The 22,857-nt window shown below is 33.4% G+C and carries 19 protein-coding genes; 7 read left to right on the top strand and 12 right to left on the bottom strand.

The genetic code is table 11. From position 1 onward, the window contains the following. The first annotated feature begins 61 nt into the window (after positions 1-61). The gene (locus tag ACWNT5_RS17050; protein ID WP_456518023.1) at positions 62-1,618 is read left to right on the top strand and encodes an NAD(P)/FAD-dependent oxidoreductase; all 1,557 of its coding nucleotides are present in this window, start codon (positions 62-64) and stop codon (positions 1,616-1,618) included. Here the strand turns inward: ACWNT5_RS17050 and ACWNT5_RS17045 are convergent. From ACWNT5_RS17045 to ACWNT5_RS17030, 4 genes are all read right to left on the bottom strand, one after another. Next, entirely contained in the window at positions 1,615-2,832 is a 1,218-nt protein-coding gene (locus ACWNT5_RS17045) for a GAF domain-containing sensor histidine kinase (RefSeq protein WP_366141418.1), read from the bottom strand. The genes ACWNT5_RS17050 and ACWNT5_RS17045 overlap by 4 nt on opposite strands. Before the next feature lie 301 nt (positions 2,833-3,133). Continuing rightward, positions 3,134-3,907 (bottom strand): TIGR02757 family protein, encoded by a 774-nt coding sequence (locus tag ACWNT5_RS17040; protein WP_299602104.1) that lies wholly within the window; start codon positions 3,905-3,907, stop codon positions 3,134-3,136. A gap of 41 nt (positions 3,908-3,948) precedes the next feature. Further along, complete coding sequence (locus tag ACWNT5_RS17035; protein ID WP_299602101.1) at positions 3,949-4,617, bottom strand: ABC transporter ATP-binding protein; 669 nt, start codon at positions 4,615-4,617, stop codon at positions 3,949-3,951. 55 nt (positions 4,618-4,672) lie between these two features. Then, positions 4,673-7,105, bottom strand: coding sequence for a DUF5916 domain-containing protein (locus ACWNT5_RS17030; RefSeq protein ID WP_299602099.1), 2,433 nt, complete (start codon positions 7,103-7,105; stop codon positions 4,673-4,675). Between the two features lie 147 nt (positions 7,106-7,252). Between ACWNT5_RS17030 and msrA the strand changes: the two genes are divergently transcribed. Together msrA and ACWNT5_RS17020 are read left to right on the top strand one after the other, a co-directional pair. Further along, positions 7,253-7,795 (top strand): peptide-methionine (S)-S-oxide reductase MsrA, encoded by a 543-nt coding sequence (gene msrA, locus ACWNT5_RS17025; protein WP_299896018.1) that lies wholly within the window; start codon positions 7,253-7,255, stop codon positions 7,793-7,795. 241 nt (positions 7,796-8,036) lie between these two features. Beyond that, positions 8,037-8,339 (top strand): hypothetical protein, encoded by a 303-nt coding sequence (locus ACWNT5_RS17020; RefSeq protein ID WP_299896021.1) that lies wholly within the window; start codon positions 8,037-8,039, stop codon positions 8,337-8,339. On the opposite strand, the gene ACWNT5_RS17015 is transcribed toward ACWNT5_RS17020, so the two are convergent. The 6 genes from ACWNT5_RS17015 to ACWNT5_RS16990 all read right to left on the bottom strand — a co-directional run bounded on the left by ACWNT5_RS17015 (position 8,336) and on the right by ACWNT5_RS16990 (position 13,562). Further along, positions 8,336-8,860, bottom strand: a complete 525-nt coding sequence (locus ACWNT5_RS17015; RefSeq protein ID WP_299896024.1) for a DUF6787 family protein — start codon at positions 8,858-8,860, stop codon at positions 8,336-8,338. The two genes, ACWNT5_RS17020 and ACWNT5_RS17015, sit on opposite strands and share 4 nt — an antisense overlap. 39 nt (positions 8,861-8,899) lie before the next feature. Further along, positions 8,900-9,319, bottom strand: a complete 420-nt coding sequence (locus ACWNT5_RS17010) for a DUF6146 family protein (RefSeq protein WP_456518022.1) — start codon at positions 9,317-9,319, stop codon at positions 8,900-8,902. A gap of 148 nt (positions 9,320-9,467) precedes the next feature. After that, positions 9,468-10,106 (bottom strand): DUF937 domain-containing protein, encoded by a 639-nt coding sequence (locus ACWNT5_RS17005; protein ID WP_299602086.1) that lies wholly within the window; start codon positions 10,104-10,106, stop codon positions 9,468-9,470. A gap of 178 nt (positions 10,107-10,284) precedes the next feature. Beyond that, a complete protein-coding gene (locus tag ACWNT5_RS17000) occupies positions 10,285-11,235 on the bottom strand; it encodes a D-2-hydroxyacid dehydrogenase (RefSeq protein ID WP_299602083.1) in 951 nt (316 codons plus the stop codon). Between the two features lie 74 nt (positions 11,236-11,309). Further along, positions 11,310-12,374 (bottom strand): 3-phosphoserine/phosphohydroxythreonine transaminase, encoded by a 1,065-nt coding sequence (serC, locus tag ACWNT5_RS16995; RefSeq protein WP_299602080.1) that lies wholly within the window; start codon positions 12,372-12,374, stop codon positions 11,310-11,312. 126 nt (positions 12,375-12,500) lie between these two features. Further along, the gene (locus ACWNT5_RS16990; protein WP_456518021.1) at positions 12,501-13,562 is read right to left on the bottom strand and encodes an acyl-CoA reductase; all 1,062 of its coding nucleotides are present in this window, start codon (positions 13,560-13,562) and stop codon (positions 12,501-12,503) included. A 66-nt stretch (positions 13,563-13,628) separates the two neighbouring features. Here ACWNT5_RS16990 and ACWNT5_RS16985 point away from each other — a divergent pair, with 66 nt between their 5' ends. The 4 genes from ACWNT5_RS16985 to ACWNT5_RS16970 all read left to right on the top strand — a co-directional run bounded on the left by ACWNT5_RS16985 (position 13,629) and on the right by ACWNT5_RS16970 (position 16,481). Next, the gene (locus tag ACWNT5_RS16985; protein ID WP_219007555.1) at positions 13,629-13,979 is read left to right on the top strand and encodes a 4Fe-4S dicluster domain-containing protein; all 351 of its coding nucleotides are present in this window, start codon (positions 13,629-13,631) and stop codon (positions 13,977-13,979) included. A gap of 118 nt (positions 13,980-14,097) precedes the next feature. Further along, positions 14,098-14,712, top strand: coding sequence for a hypothetical protein (locus tag ACWNT5_RS16980; RefSeq protein ID WP_456518020.1), 615 nt, complete (start codon positions 14,098-14,100; stop codon positions 14,710-14,712). A gap of 103 nt (positions 14,713-14,815) precedes the next feature. Further along, positions 14,816-15,691, top strand: a complete 876-nt coding sequence (locus ACWNT5_RS16975) for an alpha/beta hydrolase (RefSeq protein WP_456518019.1) — start codon at positions 14,816-14,818, stop codon at positions 15,689-15,691. Further along, positions 15,678-16,481, top strand: coding sequence for an alpha/beta hydrolase (locus tag ACWNT5_RS16970; RefSeq protein WP_456518018.1), 804 nt, complete (start codon positions 15,678-15,680; stop codon positions 16,479-16,481). Before ACWNT5_RS16975 ends, ACWNT5_RS16970 begins: the two co-directional genes overlap by 14 nt. A gap of 56 nt (positions 16,482-16,537) precedes the next feature. Here ACWNT5_RS16970 and ACWNT5_RS16965 read toward each other — a convergent pair whose 3' ends face one another. Beyond that, positions 16,538-19,153 carry a TonB-dependent receptor gene (locus tag ACWNT5_RS16965; protein WP_456518017.1) on the bottom strand — a complete coding sequence of 872 codons (2,616 nt, stop codon included), beginning with the start codon at positions 19,151-19,153 and terminating at the stop codon, positions 16,538-16,540. A gap of 178 nt (positions 19,154-19,331) precedes the next feature. Continuing rightward, positions 19,332-22,256, bottom strand: a complete 2,925-nt coding sequence (locus ACWNT5_RS16960) for a TonB-dependent receptor (protein ID WP_299896042.1) — start codon at positions 22,254-22,256, stop codon at positions 19,332-19,334. Between the last annotated feature and the right edge of the window lie 601 nt (positions 22,257-22,857).

Below are 22,857 nucleotides of genomic sequence, written 5' to 3'. Positions count from 1 at the left end.
TTTACATAGATATATCTATCCTAAGGTTGTATCTTCGCAAAAAACTAAATATCATATCTCTTTGCAATACGAATTTAGCATACAAGTATTACCTGAAGTAGCTGGAAATCCTGATTTGTTAAAAAAACAGGTTTCGATACAAAACAACATACCTATTGAAGATATCAGACATGTGCAGATCCTAAAACGATCGATAGATGCGCGTCAACGGGTGATTAAGGTAAATCTAAAAATAAGGGTTTATGTAAATGAAGAATTTACAGAAGAACCTATTTTATTACCAGATTATCCAGAGGTATCTAATGCTTCAGAAGTAGTAATTATCGGAGCTGGTCCAGCAGGATTATTTGCTGCGTTAAAATGCATAGAACTAGGATATAAACCCATTGTTATAGAAAGGGGTAAAGATGTACGAAGTAGGAGAAGGGATCTTAAAGCAATTAATCGGGATCATATAGTACATGAAGATTCTAACTATTGTTTTGGAGAAGGAGGTGCAGGAACCTATAGCGATGGTAAATTGTACACAAGGTCAAAAAAAAGAGGTGACGTCAATCGAATTTTACGGCTTTTAGTCGGTTTTGGAGCTACGGATCAGATATTAGTAGAAGCACATCCACATATTGGTACAAACAAATTACCAGGAATCATTGCGGCGATAAGAAATAAGATTATAGATCATGGGGGCAAGGTACTTTTCGAAACAAGAGTAACAGATTTAAAAATTGCGCTTAACGAAATACAAGGTGTTATTACACACAATGGAGATATTATAGATGCCAAAAAAGTCATTTTGGCTACAGGACATTCTGCTCGTGATATTTTTGAATTATTATATCGCAAAAAAGTTGAAATAGAAGCAAAGCCTTTTGCTTTAGGGGTGCGAGTGGAACACTCACAGCAACTGATTGATCAGATACAGTATAAATGTCCGACTCGCGGTCCTTTTCTCCCTCCATCGCCATATAGTATTGTAAAACAAGTAGGCGGAAGAGGAATGTATTCATTTTGTATGTGTCCAGGAGGTGTTATTGCTCCTTGTGCGACGAGCCCTGGTGAAGTAGTCACGAATGGATGGTCACCATCTAAAAGGGATCAACCTACCTCTAATAGTGGTATTGTGGTTGAACTTCGATTGGAGGATTTTAAAGATTTTTCGGAGTATGGTCCTTTAGCAGGAATGTATTTTCAAAAAAGAATAGAACAACAAGCATGGCATTTAGCTGGAGAAACGCAGAAGGTACCTGCTCAACGATTAGTAGATCTTACAAACGGAAGAGTATCAACTGATTTACCTGAAACTTCTTATAAGCCAGGTTTAAGTTCTATAGATATGAGTGAAGTGTTTCCACAATTTATTTATGAAACGCTAAAAGAAGGTTTTAAGGCTTTCGACAAAAGTATGCGAGGTTATCTAACAAATGAAGCAGTTGCACATGCTCCCGAATCCAGAACATCATCGCCTGTTAGGATTCCTAGAGATCGCAAGACGTTAGAGCATACTCAAATAAAAGGTCTGTATCCTTGTGGAGAAGGAGCCGGATATGCTGGTGGAATTATTTCTGCAGCTATAGATGGAGAAAAGTGTGCGGAAGCCTGCGTTGCTAGTTTATCTTAACTTTCTATTTGCTTTTTGATAGAAAAATCAAAAATTGTTTGAATACCTAAAGTAGATTGTACCTTAATACGCCCTCCTAAGGATTCTACTAGTTTTTTAACAGTAGAAAGACCAATACCATTACCTTTATTTCCACTTCGATCTGTACCGTTGGCAGTAGTGAATAAATCAAAAATGGTATTTATTTTGTCATTAGGAATTCCCATACCATTATCAACTACTTTAAAATAATAGAACATTTTATCTTCACAATGTTTGATGTCTATTAGAATATGATCTTTATCATTATACTTTATACTATTGCCAATAAGATTGAAGAATATTTGTTTCAGAGCAGACTTATTACATTCTAAAGTAGGATTAGACTCTGGAAAATTAATGGTACAATCCGGTTTAATACTTAATAATTCTGCTATTTCTTTTAATAAATGATTTAGTTTGAATAATTCTGGTTTATGCTGTGCAAGGCTGTCACTTTCATAATGGTCGAGTACATCATTGATATAATCACTCATCGTAAACGAAGACTGTTTGATATATTCAAAATACTCTGAAGTTTCCTGATCTAGATCATTCGCTAATTTTAGTTTTAACAGATCCGATGTGGTAATTACATTAGCTAAAGGCATTTTGAGATCATGAGATATTACTCTTGCAAAATCTTTTAAAGATTCATTTCGCTTTCTGAGTTTATTCTCTATTTTTTCTAGGTCTTTGTTCTTTTTATTGAGTTCAAAGAGAATCACCACCTGATGAGCTAATGATTTTAGTGCTTCCAATTGTTTATTGGTAAGTTCTTTAGGTTTACTATCGATAACACATAAAGTACCTAAAGCGAAACCATTTTTATCTATTAATGGAACCCCTGCATAAAAGATTATAGTTCCGTTTAATGTATATGGATTATCCTTGAAACGAGAATCCTTTCTAGCATCAGTTATGATTAAAGGAGTTTCAGGTTGTAAGATAGAATGTGCACAAAAAGAATGATCTCTATGTATTTCTTTAGTACTAAAATTATGTGCAGACTTGAACCATTCTCGATCTGAATCAACAAGGGAAATGAGCGCTATTTCAGTATCACAAAGATAGGCTGCAAGTGTTGTGATTTCATCAAATTCATTTTCAGGTTCTGTATCCAGTATGTCTAATGAATGTAAAGCCTCAATTCTAAAATCTTCATTTATGGGGAGTCCGGGTATAATCATCTTCATCAAGAATTGCCTTGTGTGAAACAATTCTTAATAAAATTAACAAAAAAATATTAAAAATTAAGATTTACCAATGTGTATTCGACCAAACGTTAATAAAAAATTATAATCTAATTCTTTTTTATTTAAGTTCAAGAAAATCTTGTGTAGAGTTTTGTTATATTCTTGGTTTAGGACGTAACAATCCATAAAAATAGAGCAAGGAGTTGTAAGTTAATTTCATGACTGCGTAAATATTATTAAAGCAAATGTATTATGGCACTTCCTTGAGAACTTTAGGAGAAAGTTTTATGATTATTCTAAACTAAAATTTTTCAAAAACACCCAATCCAAATAATGCATAGTCATATTTTACTGGATCTGATGGGTCTAATAATCGTAAGTTATTATCAAGAAGATGCAATGCTTTGGCATCGTTTTGCTTTCTGCGGATTAGATATAATTTTCTAGCTACATTACCAGAATGAACATCCAATGGACAAGAAAGTTGAGAAGGAGAAATATTTTTCCAGATACCTAAATCTACGCCAGGTTCTTTATCTCTAACCATCCACCTAAAGAACATATTGATTCTTTTAGCTGCAGAATTTTTATGTGGGTCGCTAACGTGTTTTTCAGTTCTTGGTAAATGTGGGAGACTAAAAAACTCCTTTTTGAAGTAGTGAATAGCATCTTGTAAAAATTCTTCCTGAGCGTATTGCTTAAAGAATCCTTCCATATCACCATATTTTGTATAGAGGTGTTTTAATGCTTTGATAAAATATAGAAGATCTTTGTCATTAAAAGTTCTATGTACAAAACCTTCTAAATTTTCTAAATCAGTATTTGAGTGATTCATTACGAAATCATAAGGAGAGTTTCCTAGCATTTCCATTAACCGATGTGCATTAGTGAGAATGCTTTTACGATTTCCCCAAGAAATAGTAGCCGTTAGAAAACCAGCTATTTCAATATCTTCTTTCTGAGTAAAAAGATGTGGTATCTGTACAGGATCTGTTTCTATAAACTTTGGCTGTTCATAGAAGGCAGCTTTTTCATCAAGAAATTCTTTAAGCTCTTTTTGGTTTAATTTCTTCACAAGATCTTAGATCAAATCGCTATTCTAAAAGCAAAGGAAGGTTATGATTTATCAACTATTTTACCATCTACCATAACCAATTTTCTGTCTGCCATATCAGCAAGTTCTTCATTATGAGTTACGATCACAAAGGTCTGTCCGTATTCATCTCTAAGTTTAAAGAATAGTTTATGAAGGTTTTCTGCTGATTCGCTATCCAGATTTCCAGAAGGCTCATCTGCGAAGATAACTTTTGGGTTGTTTATTAATGACCTGGCTACTGCAACTCGTTGCTGTTCTCCTCCTGATAGTTCACTGGGTTTGTGATCACATCGATGTGATAATCCTAAAAAACCTAAAAGCTCTTTAGCCCTTTTTTCGGCTTCATCTTTAGGGACTTTTTTTATAAATGCAGGAATACATACATTCTCTAAGGCTGTAAATTCTGGTAGTAATTGATGAAATTGAAAAATAAAACCAAGTTGTTCGTTTCGGAATTTTGATAATTGTTTTTCCGATAAAAAATTGATGATATTGTTGTTAATAGATAAATCACTTCCTTTTACTTCAGAGGCTCTATCTAAGGTTCCCAATATTTGTAATAAGGTAGTTTTTCCTGCTCCAGAAGCTCCAACTATAGAAACAACCTCTCCTTCTTTGATATGAAGATCTACACCTTTTAATACATGTAAATCACCATAATTCTTATGAATATTTTTGGCTTTTATCATCAGTTCAATTTGTACAGATGGTGAAATTAGTTAAATATCCTAAAAATCGCCAAAATTATCCCTTAAAAGAACCTTTTAAATTATTAACATCAAGAAAATAAACCACTCTTAAAGAAAGTGTATGTTGTATAGGTTGCGCAAATAGATTATCCAAACTTTCTGAATAATTTATTGTAGAAAGTTGATCTTGATTAAAAATTTGATTTCTGTAGAGTAGGGTAGCTTCACTTCCTGGAGCGAATCTCCAACTAAAACTTAGATCAAGATTCCAGATATTGAAATTGGTATTAGGATCATTGTCAGAAGTGTCATAATCAATTTGTGTTCTACTACCGTTATCATTTAAGACATAGAAGACATTCTCAGAATAATCAGCTGTACTCCAAAAATTTCTAAAACGTAGATTGATGGCTTTATAAGGATCAAAATTATAACTAGCACTTAATGAGTTTTCGATAGTAGTAATGTCTCTTTGTCCTAAAAACACATCGGTATCATTATTATCAATATATCCAAAATTTCTTTTGCGAATAGAATAGTCAGTAGTCCAAATCATTAATAATTTATCCGAAAAACGATATCGCGGAGAAAGATTCATACTGTAGGTTTGTTGATTATCTTCGAACCAATTTCGATGGAAAAGACGCACATCATACGCGAATTTTTTTCGATAATCAGAAGATACCCACATATTTACTCCAAGGTTTTCACTGAAAGTTACAAAACGTCCATCTACACGAGGCTCAAAGTAATCATCTGTATCTGAATCATAAATGGTAAACCCACCAAAAGCAAAACGTTCGCGAGTAACAAAAAACCAATCTACTCCGAGAGAGTTTGATGTTTGAACACTCGGATCATATAATCTTCGGTGCCTGGCAAAAAGATTAATCCTGTAGTTGTTAAACACTTTTGTTGGTTCAAAAATTTGATAAGAAGTACTTATTCTAAAGCTGTTAAAATTATTTCTAAAATTCACACCTAAATCATTGATATCAAATGTGGTGTTCGCGAGATCATGCCCAAAACCATATCTCCATTTTCCTTTGATACGATCAAAATCTAGTTCTGATCTAAATCCAGCAATATTATCTCCAGGAAGATTCACCTGACTCACAATAGATCTACCTGTTAACCGATAAGAGTTTGCTTTATTCGCCAAATTCCATACCAGTCCAGTTACATTGGCATCTCTAAAATCACTTCCGTTTCTGGTAACATTGGTATTAATGAGTGATAATGAAGAATTTTGATTAAACTGTTGGTCTAGCACAAAGATATTGTAGTTTGCTAAAGGTTCTACTACCTTAGATCGCTGTTCTCCGGTTATAGTATCCGTAATTCGCACTTCTGTTTTTTCGGTAATTGCATTAAAAAAACCAATACCTAGATTGTCTTTGGTTCTACCTGATATTTTCAATGCATTTAAAAGATTCACTTTTGTAGGAGCATCTTCGGCAACTTCATTCTCGTTTAGATCTTCATCAGAGACAAAACCAGTAGGCCCGTTACCAACCCTTCTAGAAAAGAAAATTCTTCCTTTATTAAATAATTCGGTTCCTTCTGTAAAAAATTGCCTATTCTCTCCAAATGTTTGCTCAAAAGGCCCCAAATTTAATCGAACTTCGTCAAATGCTGCTTGACCAAAATCAGGTATCAAAGTAGCGTCTAGAGTGAAACTATCACTTAAACCATACTTTACATCAACGCCCGCGCTAAAATCAGTTTCTGTTTCCCCATCTGTACTAGAAACCAAACCTTGAACAAAAGGAAAAAAAGTAAGCCTAACAGGTGGATTGATATTTTTAACTCCTTTTACAATTCCGTTGTATTGCGTACGCTGTCCTACTTCATTATCAATAAAATTCCAGGAGTGGGTTTCATTTCTGTTTTGGAAGCGTCTAAAAAAGTTAATACTCCAATCCTGCACCTCCACTTCTGGGAAACGTAAGGCATTATAAGGAATTTTAAACTCAGCATACCATCCCTTGTCATCATAGGAAATTTTAGCACTAAAAACTACATTGTAACTAAAATCTTCATTAAACTGATCAGCTCTAGCATCTCCAATCGTTCCAGCGCTCGTTATAAAGAATCGGGTTTCATTAATCCCGTCATTGTAGGTGTTTATCGAAATATTAAAAAAATCTGCTTGTGCAAAAACATTATCTCTCTGACTAAACTGTTTTAAGATTTTATCTGGTTGATCATCATATAGATAGGCAGCAAAATATACAGCTTTGTCGTCATAAGCCATTTTTACTTCGGTTCTTACATTATCTGGTATGGTTCCTTCATTTCCGGGTTGCCACATCTTGAAGTCTCCAGATGGCTCTATATTTTGCCAAACATCGTCATTTAAAATACCGTCAATTTTTGGTGGAGTAGATATTCTATGGGCAGTAATTTGTTTTTTTTCTTGACCAAATAAGTGAAAGGCATGCAGTAAAATTAGCACACTTAAGATAGGGCGTATGTTTCTTTCCATATTTTGTAAAAAAATCCTTACTTTTTTGACTTATTTGCAAAACTATGCTTTACAGATAAATGACATACTAATGAAAAGTTAAAAAGCGTCATAGCTGTTTACGATATATGTACATTCGTTCAACAATACTTATTTTTTAACAATATTATGGGAAATAATAACTTACATACAGCTGTTTTTGCTGGTGGTTGCTTTTGGTGTACTGAGGCTGTTTTTCAACGTTTGCAAGGAGTGGAAAAAGTTATTTCTGGATATACAGGAGGAACTATTAAAAACCCAGCTTATCGCGAAATTACTACAGGAAGAACTGGTCATGCCGAAGCTATAAAAATTGAATTCGATGCAGATCAGATTACTTTTTGGGAGTTATTAGAAGTTTTTTTTGCAACTCATGATCCTACTACACTAAATAGACAAGGTGCCGATCGAGGTACACAATACAGGAGTGCTATTTTTTATGAAAATGAAGAACAAAACAAGCTAGCACAACAAATGATAGATTATTTAAATGCTGAAGGTGTTTTTGATAATCCCATTGTTACTGAAATAACTCCGCTTGGGCCATTTTATAATGCAGAAGAGTATCATCAGAATTATTATAATCAAAATAGTGAACAAGGTTATTGCCAGTTTGTGATTAATCCCAAACTAAGTAAATTGCAAAACACTTTTAAAAGTAAATTGAAATAAGAGAATAATTAGTACGGATACCATATAACAAGTTTGAAGAATATAATATAAAAGTTACTGATGATCCTTGGAGTACAAAAATAAAATTCAATAACCACTACATCTGGATTTATAGGACAGTTTGATAAAACAGAAACAAGAACAGAATTTTTGAGATAATAACCGCCGATTTGGCATACTATTATTTTGGAATGCTATTTGCTTTATTTTGTGTAAATTAAAGAACCCAAAATAATAGTATATGACAGAAAACAAAACAAAAAAGTTAGCACTTAGTATCTTATTTGATGCCATTGGAATGCTATCTTACATTTTTCCTCCTTTTACCGAGATAATAGACATTGCTTGGGCCCCTTTAGCAGGATGGTTAATGACTAAAATGTACAAAGGTAAAGTAGGGAAGGCTGCAGGATTTTTTACCTTGATTGAAGAAGGTTTTCCAGGATTGGATTTTATTCCGACATTTACGTTGATGTGGATTTATACATATGTTGTGAAAAAAGAAAAAGTTAAAGGAGACGTAATGGAGGTAGACCCTTCTTAGTCTTTCAAAAACTTAGCAAATCCCATTCTACGAAGCATTTTTTTTTCGAACCACCAGAAGAATTTGAATTGACCAAATAGCCACCCGACTATTAGTAAAATTACTTGGTATATTGGGAATATTAAGAAAATTCTTAAAGGCCAGTAGATCCATCCATTGGTTGTTTCCTTGCTCAAGCCTATCAAAGATAAAATCGGATCAGATATTCTAGCCGAGGTAGAACCAGTAATTGCAAAAGCAATAAAGATGGCTATAAGTTCCCAGCGATACGTAACATTCCATCTAGTTTCTAAAGCTTTGAATAGTTTTAGTGTTATTACCAATAGAACTATAAAAAGTAGTAAAGATATTACGGAAATAGTAATAATAAAAAGTTCCTTGTCTTCTGATAACGTAAAGAAATTGGAGATGATTCCTCTTGCCAAAAGGAATGAAGAGAATAATAAACTTACGACTCCTAGTACGGGAAAAATTAATTGCCAGTTAGCCTGAATTTCCCAGCGATCTTTGAATTTTTGCATAGCACAAAAATACGATTTAAACTCTCTACGCCAAAACCTTTATCCTCTACTTACAAAAAAACGTTGGTTATATCGCTGTTCAAAAAACAAGAAGTAATTGTAGAGTAAATAGTTTACTTCGTATCCGTAATCGATATGTTGCTCGTAGTTTATTTGTTGGATATATAAATTGGGATTAAAACGCTGTGGTTGTATCACTCTTTGGTTGTATTCGATTACGTATTGACGATTTCTAATTTCCAAAAATTGTTGATTATAATACCCTCTTGGTCTCTGAGTAACTAACCAAGTATTAAATCCTGGTTCTATAATAATAATTTCATATTCTAGGTCGTCATTTGCAATTCGCAACGTATCCGAAGTCGTATTGGTAGCAGTGGTATCAAGACTTCTTTCCTTGGTTGTAGCACAACTATATATAAATAAGGAGAGGATACTCACATAAATAATATTTTTCATCTTTCCCATAGTTAAAATGTACAAAAAGTTAACTAAAAAGCTTTTGTATTTAACATTTTTGTGAATTTAGCTTACCTCTTACTATAAACGAAAAAAGAGTTTAGAACTTATCTAAACTCCTTTTAATTATATGAAAATTATATTCTTTTTATTTTCCAAAAAGGCCACCAAGTAATCCTCCGATTCCACCTTTCTTTTGACCACCACCTAGCACCATACCAGCGACATCATCTAAAATACTACCATCTCCATCAGCATCTAAGAAAGATTCAATTAAAGATTGTTGTTGTGATCCTTGACCTCCACCAAGCATCCCGCCGAGCATACTTGATAATCCATTAGCATCAGAAACATTATTTTGAGCAGCTTGTTTTCCTAAAACTCCCATAAGAATTGGAGCAGCAACTTTAAGAATTTGTCCAACAGAACCTGCATCAATACCAGACTTTTGACTTAAAGCGTTTTCTACAGCAGGTTGTTTACCACCTAAAATGTGACCTAAAATTCCCGCACCATCATTCGTTACACTTTCTTCAACACCACCTTCAAATAAACCTCCAAGGTTATCTAAGATATTTCCTCCAGAGTGCTTTCCTGATAAGGCACCTAATAAACCAGAAGCTCCTTCTGGAGTAGATGCGTTTTTTTGCATTGCACCCATTAACACAGGCATGGCCATACTAAGTAAGTTTCCAGTTTTATCGGCAGATTGCCCAGTTTGATTACTTACTCCGCTAATAATTTGTTTTCCGATTGGACTATTTAAAAGATCTAAAATTCCAGACATGATTTATATATTTTTATTATGTGTTCTAAAGTTACATTTTTTATCAGTAAGATCAGAGAATAGGCTTGTGTTTATTTCAGTAAATAATAGACGAAAGGTGTTTTTCGACGATGAACAACAAAAAACACCTTTATAGCAAGTATAAAGGTGTTTCTGTCAAGATTTTATCGTAAGTATATTATTTCAGAATAGAGATGATCTGATCTGCTAGTTCTTGTCCTATTCTGTCTTGTGCTTCTCCTGTTGCAGCACCGATATGCGGAGTTAATGAAATTTTATTATTCATTAATACCTTTATTGCTGGTTTAGGTTCATTTTCGAATACATCCAATCCTGCAAAACTTAATTTACCCTTTTCTAGAGCATCAACCAAAGCAACCTCATCAATTACTCCACCACGTGCAGCATTAATTAATCCAGCACCATCTTTCATCTGAGCTATTTCATTCTTCCCTATAACATATTCTTCTTGTGCGGGAACATGTAATGTTAAGAAATCTGCATTTTTAAGCACTTCTTCTTTAGAAACTGTTTTCAGTTTAAAGTTTGCAGATTGTCCGTCGAAAAATTCTAGAGGGATATCCACTTCTTCAATAAATGGATCAAAAGCTACTACTTTCATTCCAACTCCAATAGCAATTTTGGCAGTTGCCTGACCAATACGACCGATACCAATAACACCCAGCGTTTTTCCTCTAAGTTCGATACCACCTGCATATGCTTTTTTAAGGTTTTTAAATTTACTATCTCCTTCTAAAGGCATATTTCTATTAGCATCATGTAAAAAACGAACACTTCCGTATAAGTGTGCGAATACGAGTTCAGCAACCGAACCAGAAGACGCAGCTGGAGTATTAATTACATGTAATCCTTTTTCGCGTGCATAAGCAACATCGATATTATCCATACCAACACCACCACGACCAATGATTTTTAAAGAACTACAATTATCAATAATATCCGTTCTTACTTTGGTAGCACTACGAACTAATAATACATTAATTTCATTGTCATTTATGTAATCTACTAATTGATCTTGTGCAACTGTGGTAGTTTGCACTTCGAATCCAGCTTTTTCAAGGGCATCAATACCACTTTGTGATACACCATCATTTGCTAATACTTTCATTGTAAAGGTTTGATTTTTTAAGTTTTTAGTTCTTATTTAAGAATTTAGCTTTTAATTACTATGAGCTTATTCCGTTATGCTTTTCTTTCTAAATCACTCATAACATCTACTAAAGCAGCGACACTTTCCATGCTCATTGCGTTGTACATACTTGCTCTGTAACCACCAACGCTTCGATGTCCATTAACTCCATTAATACCTGCTTCTTTCCACATTGCATCAAAGGTTTCTTTTAGATTTCCTTCTACGAGAGAGAAAGTTGCATTCATAGTTGATCTATCTTCTTCTTTTGCAAAACCTTTGAATAAAGGATTTAAGTCAATCTCTGAATAGATAAGTTTTGCCTTCTTCTCATTCTCTTCTTCGATAGCAGCGATACCACCAAGTTTCTTTAACCATCTTAGTGTAAGCATAGAAGTGTAAACAGCAAATACAGGAGGTGTATTAAACATACTTCCTTTACTGATATGCACATTATAGTCTAACATCGAAGGAATTTGTCTTTCTACTTTACCCAGTATATCTTCTTTGATTACTACTAGAGTAGTACCAGCAGGTCCCATGTTTTTTTGTGCACCTGCATAAATCAAGCTAAATTGAGAGAAGTCTAATTGTCTGGAGAAAATGTCACTACTCATATCACAAATTAGAGGAGCATCAGTTGTAGGAAACTCTTTTATCTGAGTACCAAAAATAGTGTTGTTACTTGTACAATGTAGATAGTCTAATCCTTTTGGAATATCATATCCCTTAGGGATGTAATTGTAGTTAGCATCTTTAGAAGAAGCAACTTCTATTACTTCTCCAAATATTTTAGCTTCTTTAATAGCCTTGTCACTCCAGCTACCTGTGTTGATGTATCCTGCTTTTGATTGTAATAAATTGTAAGCGGTCATCAAGAACTGAGTACTAGCACCTCCTTGTAGAAAAAGTACTTTATAGCCTTTGCCTTCTAAGCCCAGTAATTCTAGTGCTAAACTTCGGGCTTCTTCCATTACATCAACAAAATCCTTGCTACGATGTGAAATCTCCAAAATGGATAACCCAGAGTTGTTAAAATCCAATACCGCTTGGGATGCTTCTTGAAATACTTCTTGTGGTAAAATACAAGGTCCTGCGCTAAAGTTGTGCTTTTTCATCAGTAGTTTTTATAATTTTTAATAGTTACTTTTCTTGTTATTTTCTGGTTGTCTAAACCAGTTCGAAAAAACACCACAAAGGTGCTAATAATCTAAAACAAATTCATTGTCAAAATGATAAATTATTTAGCTAATTGTTGTTAAAAATTCAATAACATCAATATTATCTGCGTAATCTGATAGAGAAGGGGATTGTGTGTTGCCAAAATCGATACTCTCATCAGAGAACTGATCGCTTACGATACATTGTATTTCTTCTTTGTCTAACTCAAATTTTCTTTCTAGCTCTTCTTTTGACGAATATGTTTCATAAAACAAAGTAGCTATTGGTGAGCTGTAACTTTCATCTTCTTTTAGCATCAGAAAACCATTTTCGAGTAATTTAAAACTACTCATTAGGTATACGGCTTTGTTATAATCATAATTATTAGCGTATTTGGCCCCTTTGATTATATCATTAAACTCGTATATCGATTTAAAGAATAAATCAAAATCATAATTCGATGGTACCATTACTTTAGATACACTTCTACACCCTAAACCATAATATCTAAAAATGTCATTACCAAGTGCTGCTAGTTGCTCCTTAGTTTCATTACCTGTTAATACAGCTACAGAATTTCGGTTTTTACGAATAATGTTAGGTTTATTACCGAAATAATGTTCAAAATAACGAGCTGTATTATTACTTCCCGTAGCTATTATAGCGTCAAAATCTTTAATTCTATCATCGGTAAAAGAAATGTAGTCTTTTAACTCGGGTTGAATTGAAATCAGATAAGAAGCCAGATAGGGAAGAAGTTGATTGTCATTAGATGATTGTTTGGCAATTACCTTATGTCCACTAATTACTACAGAAATAAAATCATGAAAACCTACCAATGGAATGTTTCCAGCCATGATAATTCCAACTGTTTTTGTCGATACTTTATCTAGGTTGTAAGGTGATAACCATTTTTCAAGATTTTCTTTGGTTAATAACGTACTCCACTGTTCTAAAGAAAATAAAATGTTTTCTTCTGTAAACCAACCATTATGATTCTTAGCAGATACTATTTTTTGGATCATTCCATCAAAAAAATCCTCATTATGTTTAACGTTACTAATCTTCTCATAACCAGTGTTTTTGAATTGACTCAAGAACTTTCCTAGTTCAGAAAAAGCGATAATTCGGTCATTTAATACCATTTGTAATTTGTTTATAACTAGTTTACGAGTTATTTTTGTGTTGCAAATTTAGAATAAAAAAGAGCTATGGCAATTATAATAACAGATGAATGTATAAACTGTGGTGCTTGTGAGCCTGAATGCCCTAACACTGCAATTTATGAAGGTGCGGATGATTGGCGATATGCTGATGGTACTGATTTAGAAGGAGATGTTGTACTTCCTGGAGGAAAAGCTGTGAATGCAGATGAAGCTCAGGAACCAGTAAGTGATGAGATTTATTATATCGTTCCTGATAAATGTACAGAGTGTAAAGGTTTTCATGAAGAACCTCAATGTGCTGCAGTATGTCCTGTAGATTGTTGTGTTCCTGATGAAGATATCGTTGAAACTGAAGAGTTTTTATTACAGAAACAAGCTTTTATGCACAAAGAATAATCAAGTAGTATTATCAAGATAATGAAAAACCTGTCTCTTTAGACAGGTTTTTTTGTACACATTTTTTAAAATTTACTATTTTCGTCAAGAATTTAACCTCAAATCCAAACCTAGAATTATGAAAAAAATACTATTATTTACACTTTTTATGGCTTTTACAGCTACTTCTTTTGGACAATATAGATGGGAAGTTTCTGGAGGACCAACTTTTTCTAAACTTAATCTTGATAATCTTGATACTGAAGTTGGAACTGGTTTTTATCTAAATGCCGGATACGGATATCTCATGGGGGTAAGAGCTAAAACTAGTTTCGTTTTTTCTTTAGATCTTGTTCAGCGTTCTAGTGAAATTCAGGGGTTAGGTGATGCTAAAACATTGCAGGTTGGTTTTAATCCTAAATTTAGATATTTATTCGGTAGAGGAAAAGATCGCTTTAGAGCCTTTGTAAATGTTGGACCCTCATTTAGATTAAATACTAATTTCGAAATTTCTGGCATAGAATTAGAATCTGAAGCTTATGAACAATTGGTAATAGGAGGTGTCTATGGAGCTGGTTTTTCTCAAATGATAGGGGAGATGTTTGATATCTTTTTTGAAGCTGGTGTGATGAATGATTTTACTGACAACTTAAAAGATGATAACCTTCAGATTATAAATACTGGAGGCAGTAAGTTTTTTGATTTTTATGCAAGAGTCGGTGTTCGTTTTAGAATATACGATGCAAGAAGATAAGAACATTAGATAAAAGTAAAGATCCCGCTTCGGCGGGATTTTTTATGCAATCAGTTTAATTTTTTGTAAATTAGATACTTATAAATACTTTAAGAATACTAATATGCCAAATTGGGGATACATAGCTATTATTATTCTTGCGTGCTATATCGTAGCTAGTATTGCTTTATATTATTTGCAAGAATACTTCATTTTTAAACCAGAAAAGTTAGATAAAGATTTTCAGTTTCATTACAATAATCAGATCGTCGAAGAATATAATTTAGAAACTAGAGATGGAGCTATTATAAATGGACTTCATTTTAAAGTTGAAAATCCTAAAGGAGTTGTTTTATATTTAAAAGGAAACTCTAAAAGTATTAAAGGTTGGGGTAAATTCGCTGTCGATTTTACGAGACATCGATACGATGTTTGTATGTTGGATTACAGAGGATTTGGAAAAAGTACAGGAAGACGTTCTTTTAAAGCACTAAAAAGAGATTTACAATTTGTTTATAACAAGCTAAAAGAAAAGGTAGATGAAAAATATATCATTTTATATGGACGTTCTATGGGATCTGGTTTCGCAGCGAAATTAGCTTCTATTAATAATCCAAAGATGTTGATACTAGATGCACCGTACTATAGTTTAAGTAAAGTAGCTGCTAAATATATACCATTTATGCCTGTCTCTTTGATTATGAGATATCCAATTCCTACTTATAAATGGTTAAAGTATGTCAATTGCCCAATTCATATTATCCATGGAACACACGATAGATTAATTCCTTTTAAATCCAGTATCAAACTTTCTAAAATTAAACCAAAACTAACCCGATTATATACAGTAATTGGTGGTGGACATAAGAATCTTAATAATTTTGAATCGTACCATAAAATGTTAGGGGAGATTATTAATTCTAAAATGAGAAAAATCAATCTTTCTAACACTAGTATTGGTGTACAACATGCCAAAAAAGGAGTTAATGTCCAAGCTTAAAAAAATTTTGTTTTGGATAGTATCTGTATATCTACTGATTATTGTTTTATTATACTTTTTTCAGCATAAAATTATTTTTCAACCAGAAAAACTTTCTTTGAATTATCAATATCGGTTTGATCATGATTTTGAGGAATTCTTTATCACTGCAGAAGATAATTTAAAGCTAAATGGATTACATTTTAAAACCAAAAATCCAAAAGGTGTGATTCTCTATTTTCATGGTAATCGTGGTAGTTTAAAAAGATGGGGAAAGGTTGCTACTTTTTTTGTAGAGAAACAATATGACGTAGTTATTATGGATTATCGCGGATATGGTAAGAATCATGGAACTATAACAGAGCAACTACTATATTCTGATGCACAATTGTTTTATAACTATGCAAAAAATCAATATTCTGAAGACAAGATTATCATTTATGGTCGATCGTTGGGTACTGGAATTGCAACCAAAATAGCAGCACAAAATCAACCTGGTAATTTAGTTTTGGAAACCCCATTTAGTTCCATGGAAGATGCAACTTCGTATTGGGTTCCAATATTTCCAGTAAATGCTCTTTTAAAATTTAAATTTCCATCAGATCAGTTCATTAAGAGTGTTACTTGTAATATTACCATTTATCATGGTACAAAGGATAGGGTAGTACCATTTTCATCAGGGGAAAAATTATTTAAGAGTATTATATCTTCCCAGAAAAATATGATTGTAATTGAAGGAGGGGCTCATAATAATCTTAATGAATTTGAATTGTATCAAAGTACAATTAACAGTGTTTTGAGTACTTTTTAAGAATACTATTAAAAGGTCACCCTAAATTAATTAGTTCATTTAAGGTGACCAGTTTTTTAAAAATTAAAGTCTAATCTAGCATAATAGTAAGCTCCACTAAATCCCATTTGTACAGCGTCCCAATATCCACCGGCTTCTGTTAAATCATCTTGTTGATCAGGATATTCGTTAGTAATATTATTTCCTCCAATGGTAAGCTTTAGTTGTTCGGTAAGTTCATAACCTAAAGTGAGATCAGCAGTTATTTTAGCTCCGTAGACATCATCATTATCATCAAAATCTACCAATGTAATTTCACTAAATCTGGTTAAACCAAGACCCGCATTGAATTTTTCCGTATTGTAATTCAGATTTAAAGCAAATTTACTTCTTGGTGCTGAAGCCAGTAAAAATCCTTGTTCTCTTTTTCCAAAGAATATATCTGGATCTAAATCGGTATTTACAGCAGTGATATACATATTATTTACGTTTCCTGCTAATAGTGCTGATAATGTCCCAAAAGTATAGTTTGACTTCCAAGATAAGACAACATCCATACCCACGGTTTCAGTATCAACTCCATTTGCAAAAAACTGAGCTTCATTTACATTATCAATATCAGTGGCTTCAAAAGTACCTGTAAGTACGATACGATCCTTGATATCTATGTAATAACCATCTACAGTAGCTGAAAAATCACCAAGCTTAGCAGTAACTCCAACCGAAGCATTTACCGAAGTTTCTTCTTTTAAACGATCAATTCTAAAAGAAGCAGTAACTGGACTATTGTTAGGAGATAATAGTGTTTCTGAAGCTACACCTCCTTGGAAATCTGTAAATCTAAGATTATAATAAATCTGTGCCAATGATGGAGCGCGGAATCCAGAACTAACTGAACCTCTAAAATTGATATTCTCAGTTGCTTTTACTCTTAAAGCAAGCTTCCCATTTATGGTACTTCCAAAATCACTATAGTTCTCAAATCTTGCGGCTCCAGCCAAAAGAAATGCATCTGTAATATCCAATTCTGCATCTGCATAAAGAGATAGATTGGATCTAGATCGATCTACTTCGTTTGCAGGACTGTACCCAGGAAATCCTTGTGATCCTCCAGGTCTAGGTTGACCACTATCGGGATCAATAGGTTGTGTTTGAGTCGCAGGATCGATAATAGGTAATCCATTCGTGTCATAAGTCGCATAAGAACCTTCTTCTCCTGCAAAAATGATAAAATTCTCTGTCCTATACTCAGCACCTAAGGCAATATTCAAACCTTTTGATACCTTTGGATAGTATTTAGAAAAATCTAAATTAAGAGTATTTTGACTTAAGCTATGTCCTCCTGCATCAAATTCTGTTGGTGAGTTTTCTTCCAAGGAGGCATTTAAAGTTCCTTCTATAAAGTAGTGGAAATTGTTTTTTCCCCAGGTATTGCTAAGATCAATTTTCCAACCATTATTGGTTTCTGTTCTAATACCTGCAGAAACAGAATTGTCAATAATATTTGAAGTAATTCTTGGCGTAAAGCCATTTGGATAAATTTCGGTGACCACGCGTTCACCACCGTTTCTGGTAAAAGCAAATGCATCGGTATCTCTGTAGTTTCTACCTCCAAAAGCATATAATTCTGTTTTATCGGATAATGGGATATTAGCATTAGCAAAGAAATTAAAACCATCGATTGCAGCTTCTCCAAATCCTCGTCTAAAATCAAATCCAGGTCTAAGTGTTTTATTTTTACTTAAATATTCTGTGGTAAAGTTGATATAACCCTTATCTCCAATACCCACTCCATAATTAGCAGTTACCTTTACCGATCCGCCATCAAAATCCTTATCTTCTCCTATGCGATTTCCATCGTTTTCTGTATCTAATCGATTTCCATCAGTATTTGGGGTTCCTTCAGGAAAATCTCCTTTAGCATTTGTGTTATAAGCTCCGTAGCTAATACTTCCACTAAGTTTATCTATATTATCTTTAAGTACGATATTGATCACACCGGCGATGGCATCGGATCCATATTGTGCTGCTGCACCATCTCTTAAAATTTCAATTCTTTTGATGGATGTGGCAGGAATCGTATTAAGATCAGTACCAGAGTTTCCTCTTCCTCTTGTACCAAAAATATTAATAAGTGAGGAAGAGTGCCTTCTTTTTCCATTAATAAGAACCAGAGTTTGATCAGGACCTAAACCTCTTAAACTAGCAGGATCAATATGATCTGCACCATCAGAACCTGATTGTTTGTTGGCGTTAAAAGAAGGCGCTGAATATTGTAGTAATTCATTGATTTCTATTTTACCACTTTTAGTAACAATATCTTGCATATCAATAATGTCAACGGCAACAGGAGTATCTGTAGCGGTTCTTTTAGGGCTTCTGGAACCAACAACTACAATAGTACTTAAAGCTTCTCCTTCTAATAAGGTAATATCTATTTTTTCTTGGTTTTTTACGGAAATTTCTTGAGTCTGAAACCCTACAAAACTAAATACCAATACGGCATTTTCATCTACTGCGATGGTGTAATTACCATTATCATCTGTAGTAGTGCCCTTGTCGGAACCTTTTTCTAAAATATTAACAAAGGGTATTGGGGTACCCGAAACATCAGTAACTGTTCCAGTAATAATTTTTTGGCTAAAAGTCATGCCAGTAATTAGCCCAAATAAAATAAGAGTGAGTTTTTTCATGTAAGTGTATTTAGATTAGTATTATGAATTTTCATGTGTTTACAAATTGTTCAAAAGAAATAATCCAGATAATTTTATTACTGAAGTAAATGAAAACCTTAGAGAATAATTTCTCTAAGGTTTTTAAAATTATAGGTATTCAAAATTTATCAATAAACGATAGATTTTTGAACACGATTTAGAATTTATAATTCAAAGACAAATTGAACAGGGTTCCAAGCTGACTGAAGTGATAACCATCATATGACATTTGTGAATATCTTCCGTTAAATGTAATAAGGTTAAAAGCTGTTTTCTCAGCATCTGGATCATTTAATACAGCATCTCCTGTGGGAGTTAATGATTTAAATTCCCATTCTGGTAGTACATTTAAAATGTTATTAATGTTTAGTGCTACGGTAATATTATCTGTAGCGTTATAATTAATACCAAGATCTGTAACTATTTTTGTTTTAAATTCAACGCTTAAATCAGAACCGCCATCACTATCAGCTGGATCACCACCTACTAAAGATTCTAGATCCTGTAATCCTTGATTTCTAAATTTAGTTGGACCGAATAGCGTATTATTTAATGAGAAATTAAATTTTCCAATATCATAGTTAGCACCAAGAATGGCTTTAAATTCTGGACGCGAAGTAAAGAATAGCGCTTCTTGGGTATCATTTACAACGGATTGACCTGCATCAGCTACCAATGTTGGGTTGTTTACAGCACCATCTCTTTCATTTTGAATAACGTAATTTCCCGATAAACTAAAATTAAGTTTTCCAGGACCAATACCGATATTTCTATAATTAGCAACAACGTCGATTCCAGAAGTTCTGGTATCGATTGCATTTACAAAGAAACTAACATCAGATAGATTATTATTTTGTAATACGTCATCTAATGGTGTATTTCCTGCATCTGTAGCTCCAATTTCGGTACTCAGAACTATACGATCATCCACTTGTATGTTGTAATAATCTACAGTTACATTGATGTTCTTATTGATCTTTGCGCCGAAACCTATGGTAAAGTTTGTAGACTCTTCAGCATCTAATTGAGGGATTGATAAAAGTCTGGCTTGCGGAGAAACATTATTAATTAATCCTCCAACCTGAATTCCCTGACCTGGAATGAAACTGAATTGAGCTCTCTGTGTATAAATTTGATGTAGCGTAGGAGCTCGGAAACCTGTAGATAAAGATGCTCTTACTGTAAATTTATCTTCTAAGAACTTATAACGACTACTAATTTTCCAAACAAAGGCTTCTCCAAAATCACTATAGTCCTCTAAACGAATTGTTCCATTTACCAAGAAATCCTCAGTAATATCAGCAGATATGTCGAGATATCCACCAAAGTTATAACGGTTAAATTTTCCAGAGTTTTCAGGTCTGTTTCCCGCAAAAGAATCAGCTCCACCACCATCATAAGAAGCAAGATCTCCCTCAATAATTTCGAATGTTTCTGTTCTAAATTCTGCTCCAACACCAATACTAATTTGATCAGTAATGAGTTTAGCAATATCTATATTACCTACACTATGTGTAAACTTTGTTCCTCCTGGATCAAAGGATATCGGACTATTTTCTTGATATAATTCAGACCCTTCCGTGATTTCTCCTGGATCTACAACTCCGTTATCGTTTGCATCCACCCAAGTTGATGGTGATAAAACAGAATTACGGTTATGAGAGTTATTTACGCTATAATCTTGAGAATTACCTCCAGTAGTGTAACTTAGATCAAAGTTCCAACCATTCTTTTTGGTTTTAAATCCTATAGTAGCATTGTAATCATTTAAATCTCCTTCGAATGTTGGAAGATATCCTATATATTCTCCATTAGAACCATTTGGAAAGAAATCATTAAGGTAAGAAAAGAAGTCAACACCATCTACATCATCTGGGTTGAATGCTTCTGCACGTCTCCAATAGGGAGTTCTATAATTCGCAAAACTGTTTACCTTTTTATATACATAAGCAGCATTCATATATATATTAGTGTTCTCATTAATGTCATACCCTCCATTCACTAAGAATTTTGCAGCAGATGTTTCGGGAGATCCATTGATATTTCCAGCATCAGGAAACTGACTTAAAAAGTTGTCTACCGAAGTTCGTCCTAAGGTATTTCCAATAGCTATATTTGCGGCGTCCGGTTTTGGGGTTCCATCAGGAAGATTTGGATCTACAAATACAAAATCATTAAATTCTCCATCAGCATCAACTGTTCCCGGACGATTGGCTAAGTTTACTTTAGAAAAATCTACAGTATAATTAAAAAAGCCTTTATTATCTCCGATAGTAGCTCCATTATTTAAACTGATACCGATCGTTTCTCCATCTCCTTCAGATGTTATACCGGTTCTTAAAGTAGCAGAACCATCATTAGGATTGTCTTTTAGAATAATATTCATAACTCCTGCAATCGCATCTGAACCATATTGTGCAGAAGCACCGTCCCTTAATATTTCTACTCGTTTAATTGCATCTGTTGGTATTGCAGAAATATCAGAACCTGTTTCTCCTCGACCAGGAGAAGTCTGAGTATATAAAAGAGCACTCAGGTTTTTACGCTTTCCGTTGATAAGAATCAATGTCCTACTTGGTCCCATATTTCTTATTTCATAAGGGTCTAATAATGAAGTTGCATCGTTAACCGGAGTTTGAACCGTGTTAAATGATGGAATCTTATATTGGAGGGCTTTATCAAAAGTTACCTGACCGGTAGATGCTAGCTCTTTAGATGCTAAAACATCAATAGGTAATGATGAAGTAGTGTTACTTCTTGGCAATGCTCGAGAACCAACTAGCAATACTTCGTCTAATTCAGAACCACTGGATAAAGTTACATTAATAGTAGACTGGTTGTTTATGGGCACTTCTTTAGATCCAAAACCTACGAAACTATAAACTAAAACCCCGTCAGGATTTACTTCTATAGTGTAAGTTCCATTAAAATCAGTAATGACCCCATTGTTTGTTCCTTTTTCAAGGATGTTAACTCCAGGTAAGGGAGTGCCATCTGTATCGGTTACAGTACCTGTTACTTGAAGTTGAGAAAAAGAAATGCTGGCATACAGCATCCCTAAGATGAGTGTGAGCTTTTTCATGTAAATAATAATTAAATTGGTAAAAATAAAGATAGTAATAAATCAATATTAACAAAGGATATCGCCTTTAATTAAATTTTTTTTAGGGGGATTTTTTCTCTTCCAATTTCTCTGAGATAGGTTAAATAGATAAATCTTTAATTTTTTAAGTTTTATTTAGAATTAATACTAGTTTTTAGCAGTTTATTTTTAGATTTTGGTTTTTTGATTTGTTAATAAAAACATTATAAAAATTAGTACAAATCTGGATTTACAGGAAAGAAAAGTTGGTGAAAGAACAGTGATTTTAAAGATTAGTTGTTTACTGTTTTATTTTTTGGAGTTTTTTTAAACAATATGTACAAACGAATACTATCTGAATAATTACGAATACTATTTTTTAGCACGCATATAGATGTTACGGTTAAAACTTTAATAAAGTACTTGTTATTTTCACTTTCAAAACCTGATTATAGGTTTTGGCGATTAAGTACCTACTGTTTTGTTTATTTTAACAAAGTATCTGAGGTATGTTAATCTTTTAATAATTAGGGGAATTTCCCCATCTTAAATTAGGAATACTTCTTTTCTGGGGGGTATTATTGCAAAATAAATTGGTTGA

The organism is Aquimarina sp. 433 (genome assembly GCF_054054605.1).
Note: the sequence above shows the minus strand (reverse complement) of the source record. Positions and strands in the feature narration are given on the sequence as shown.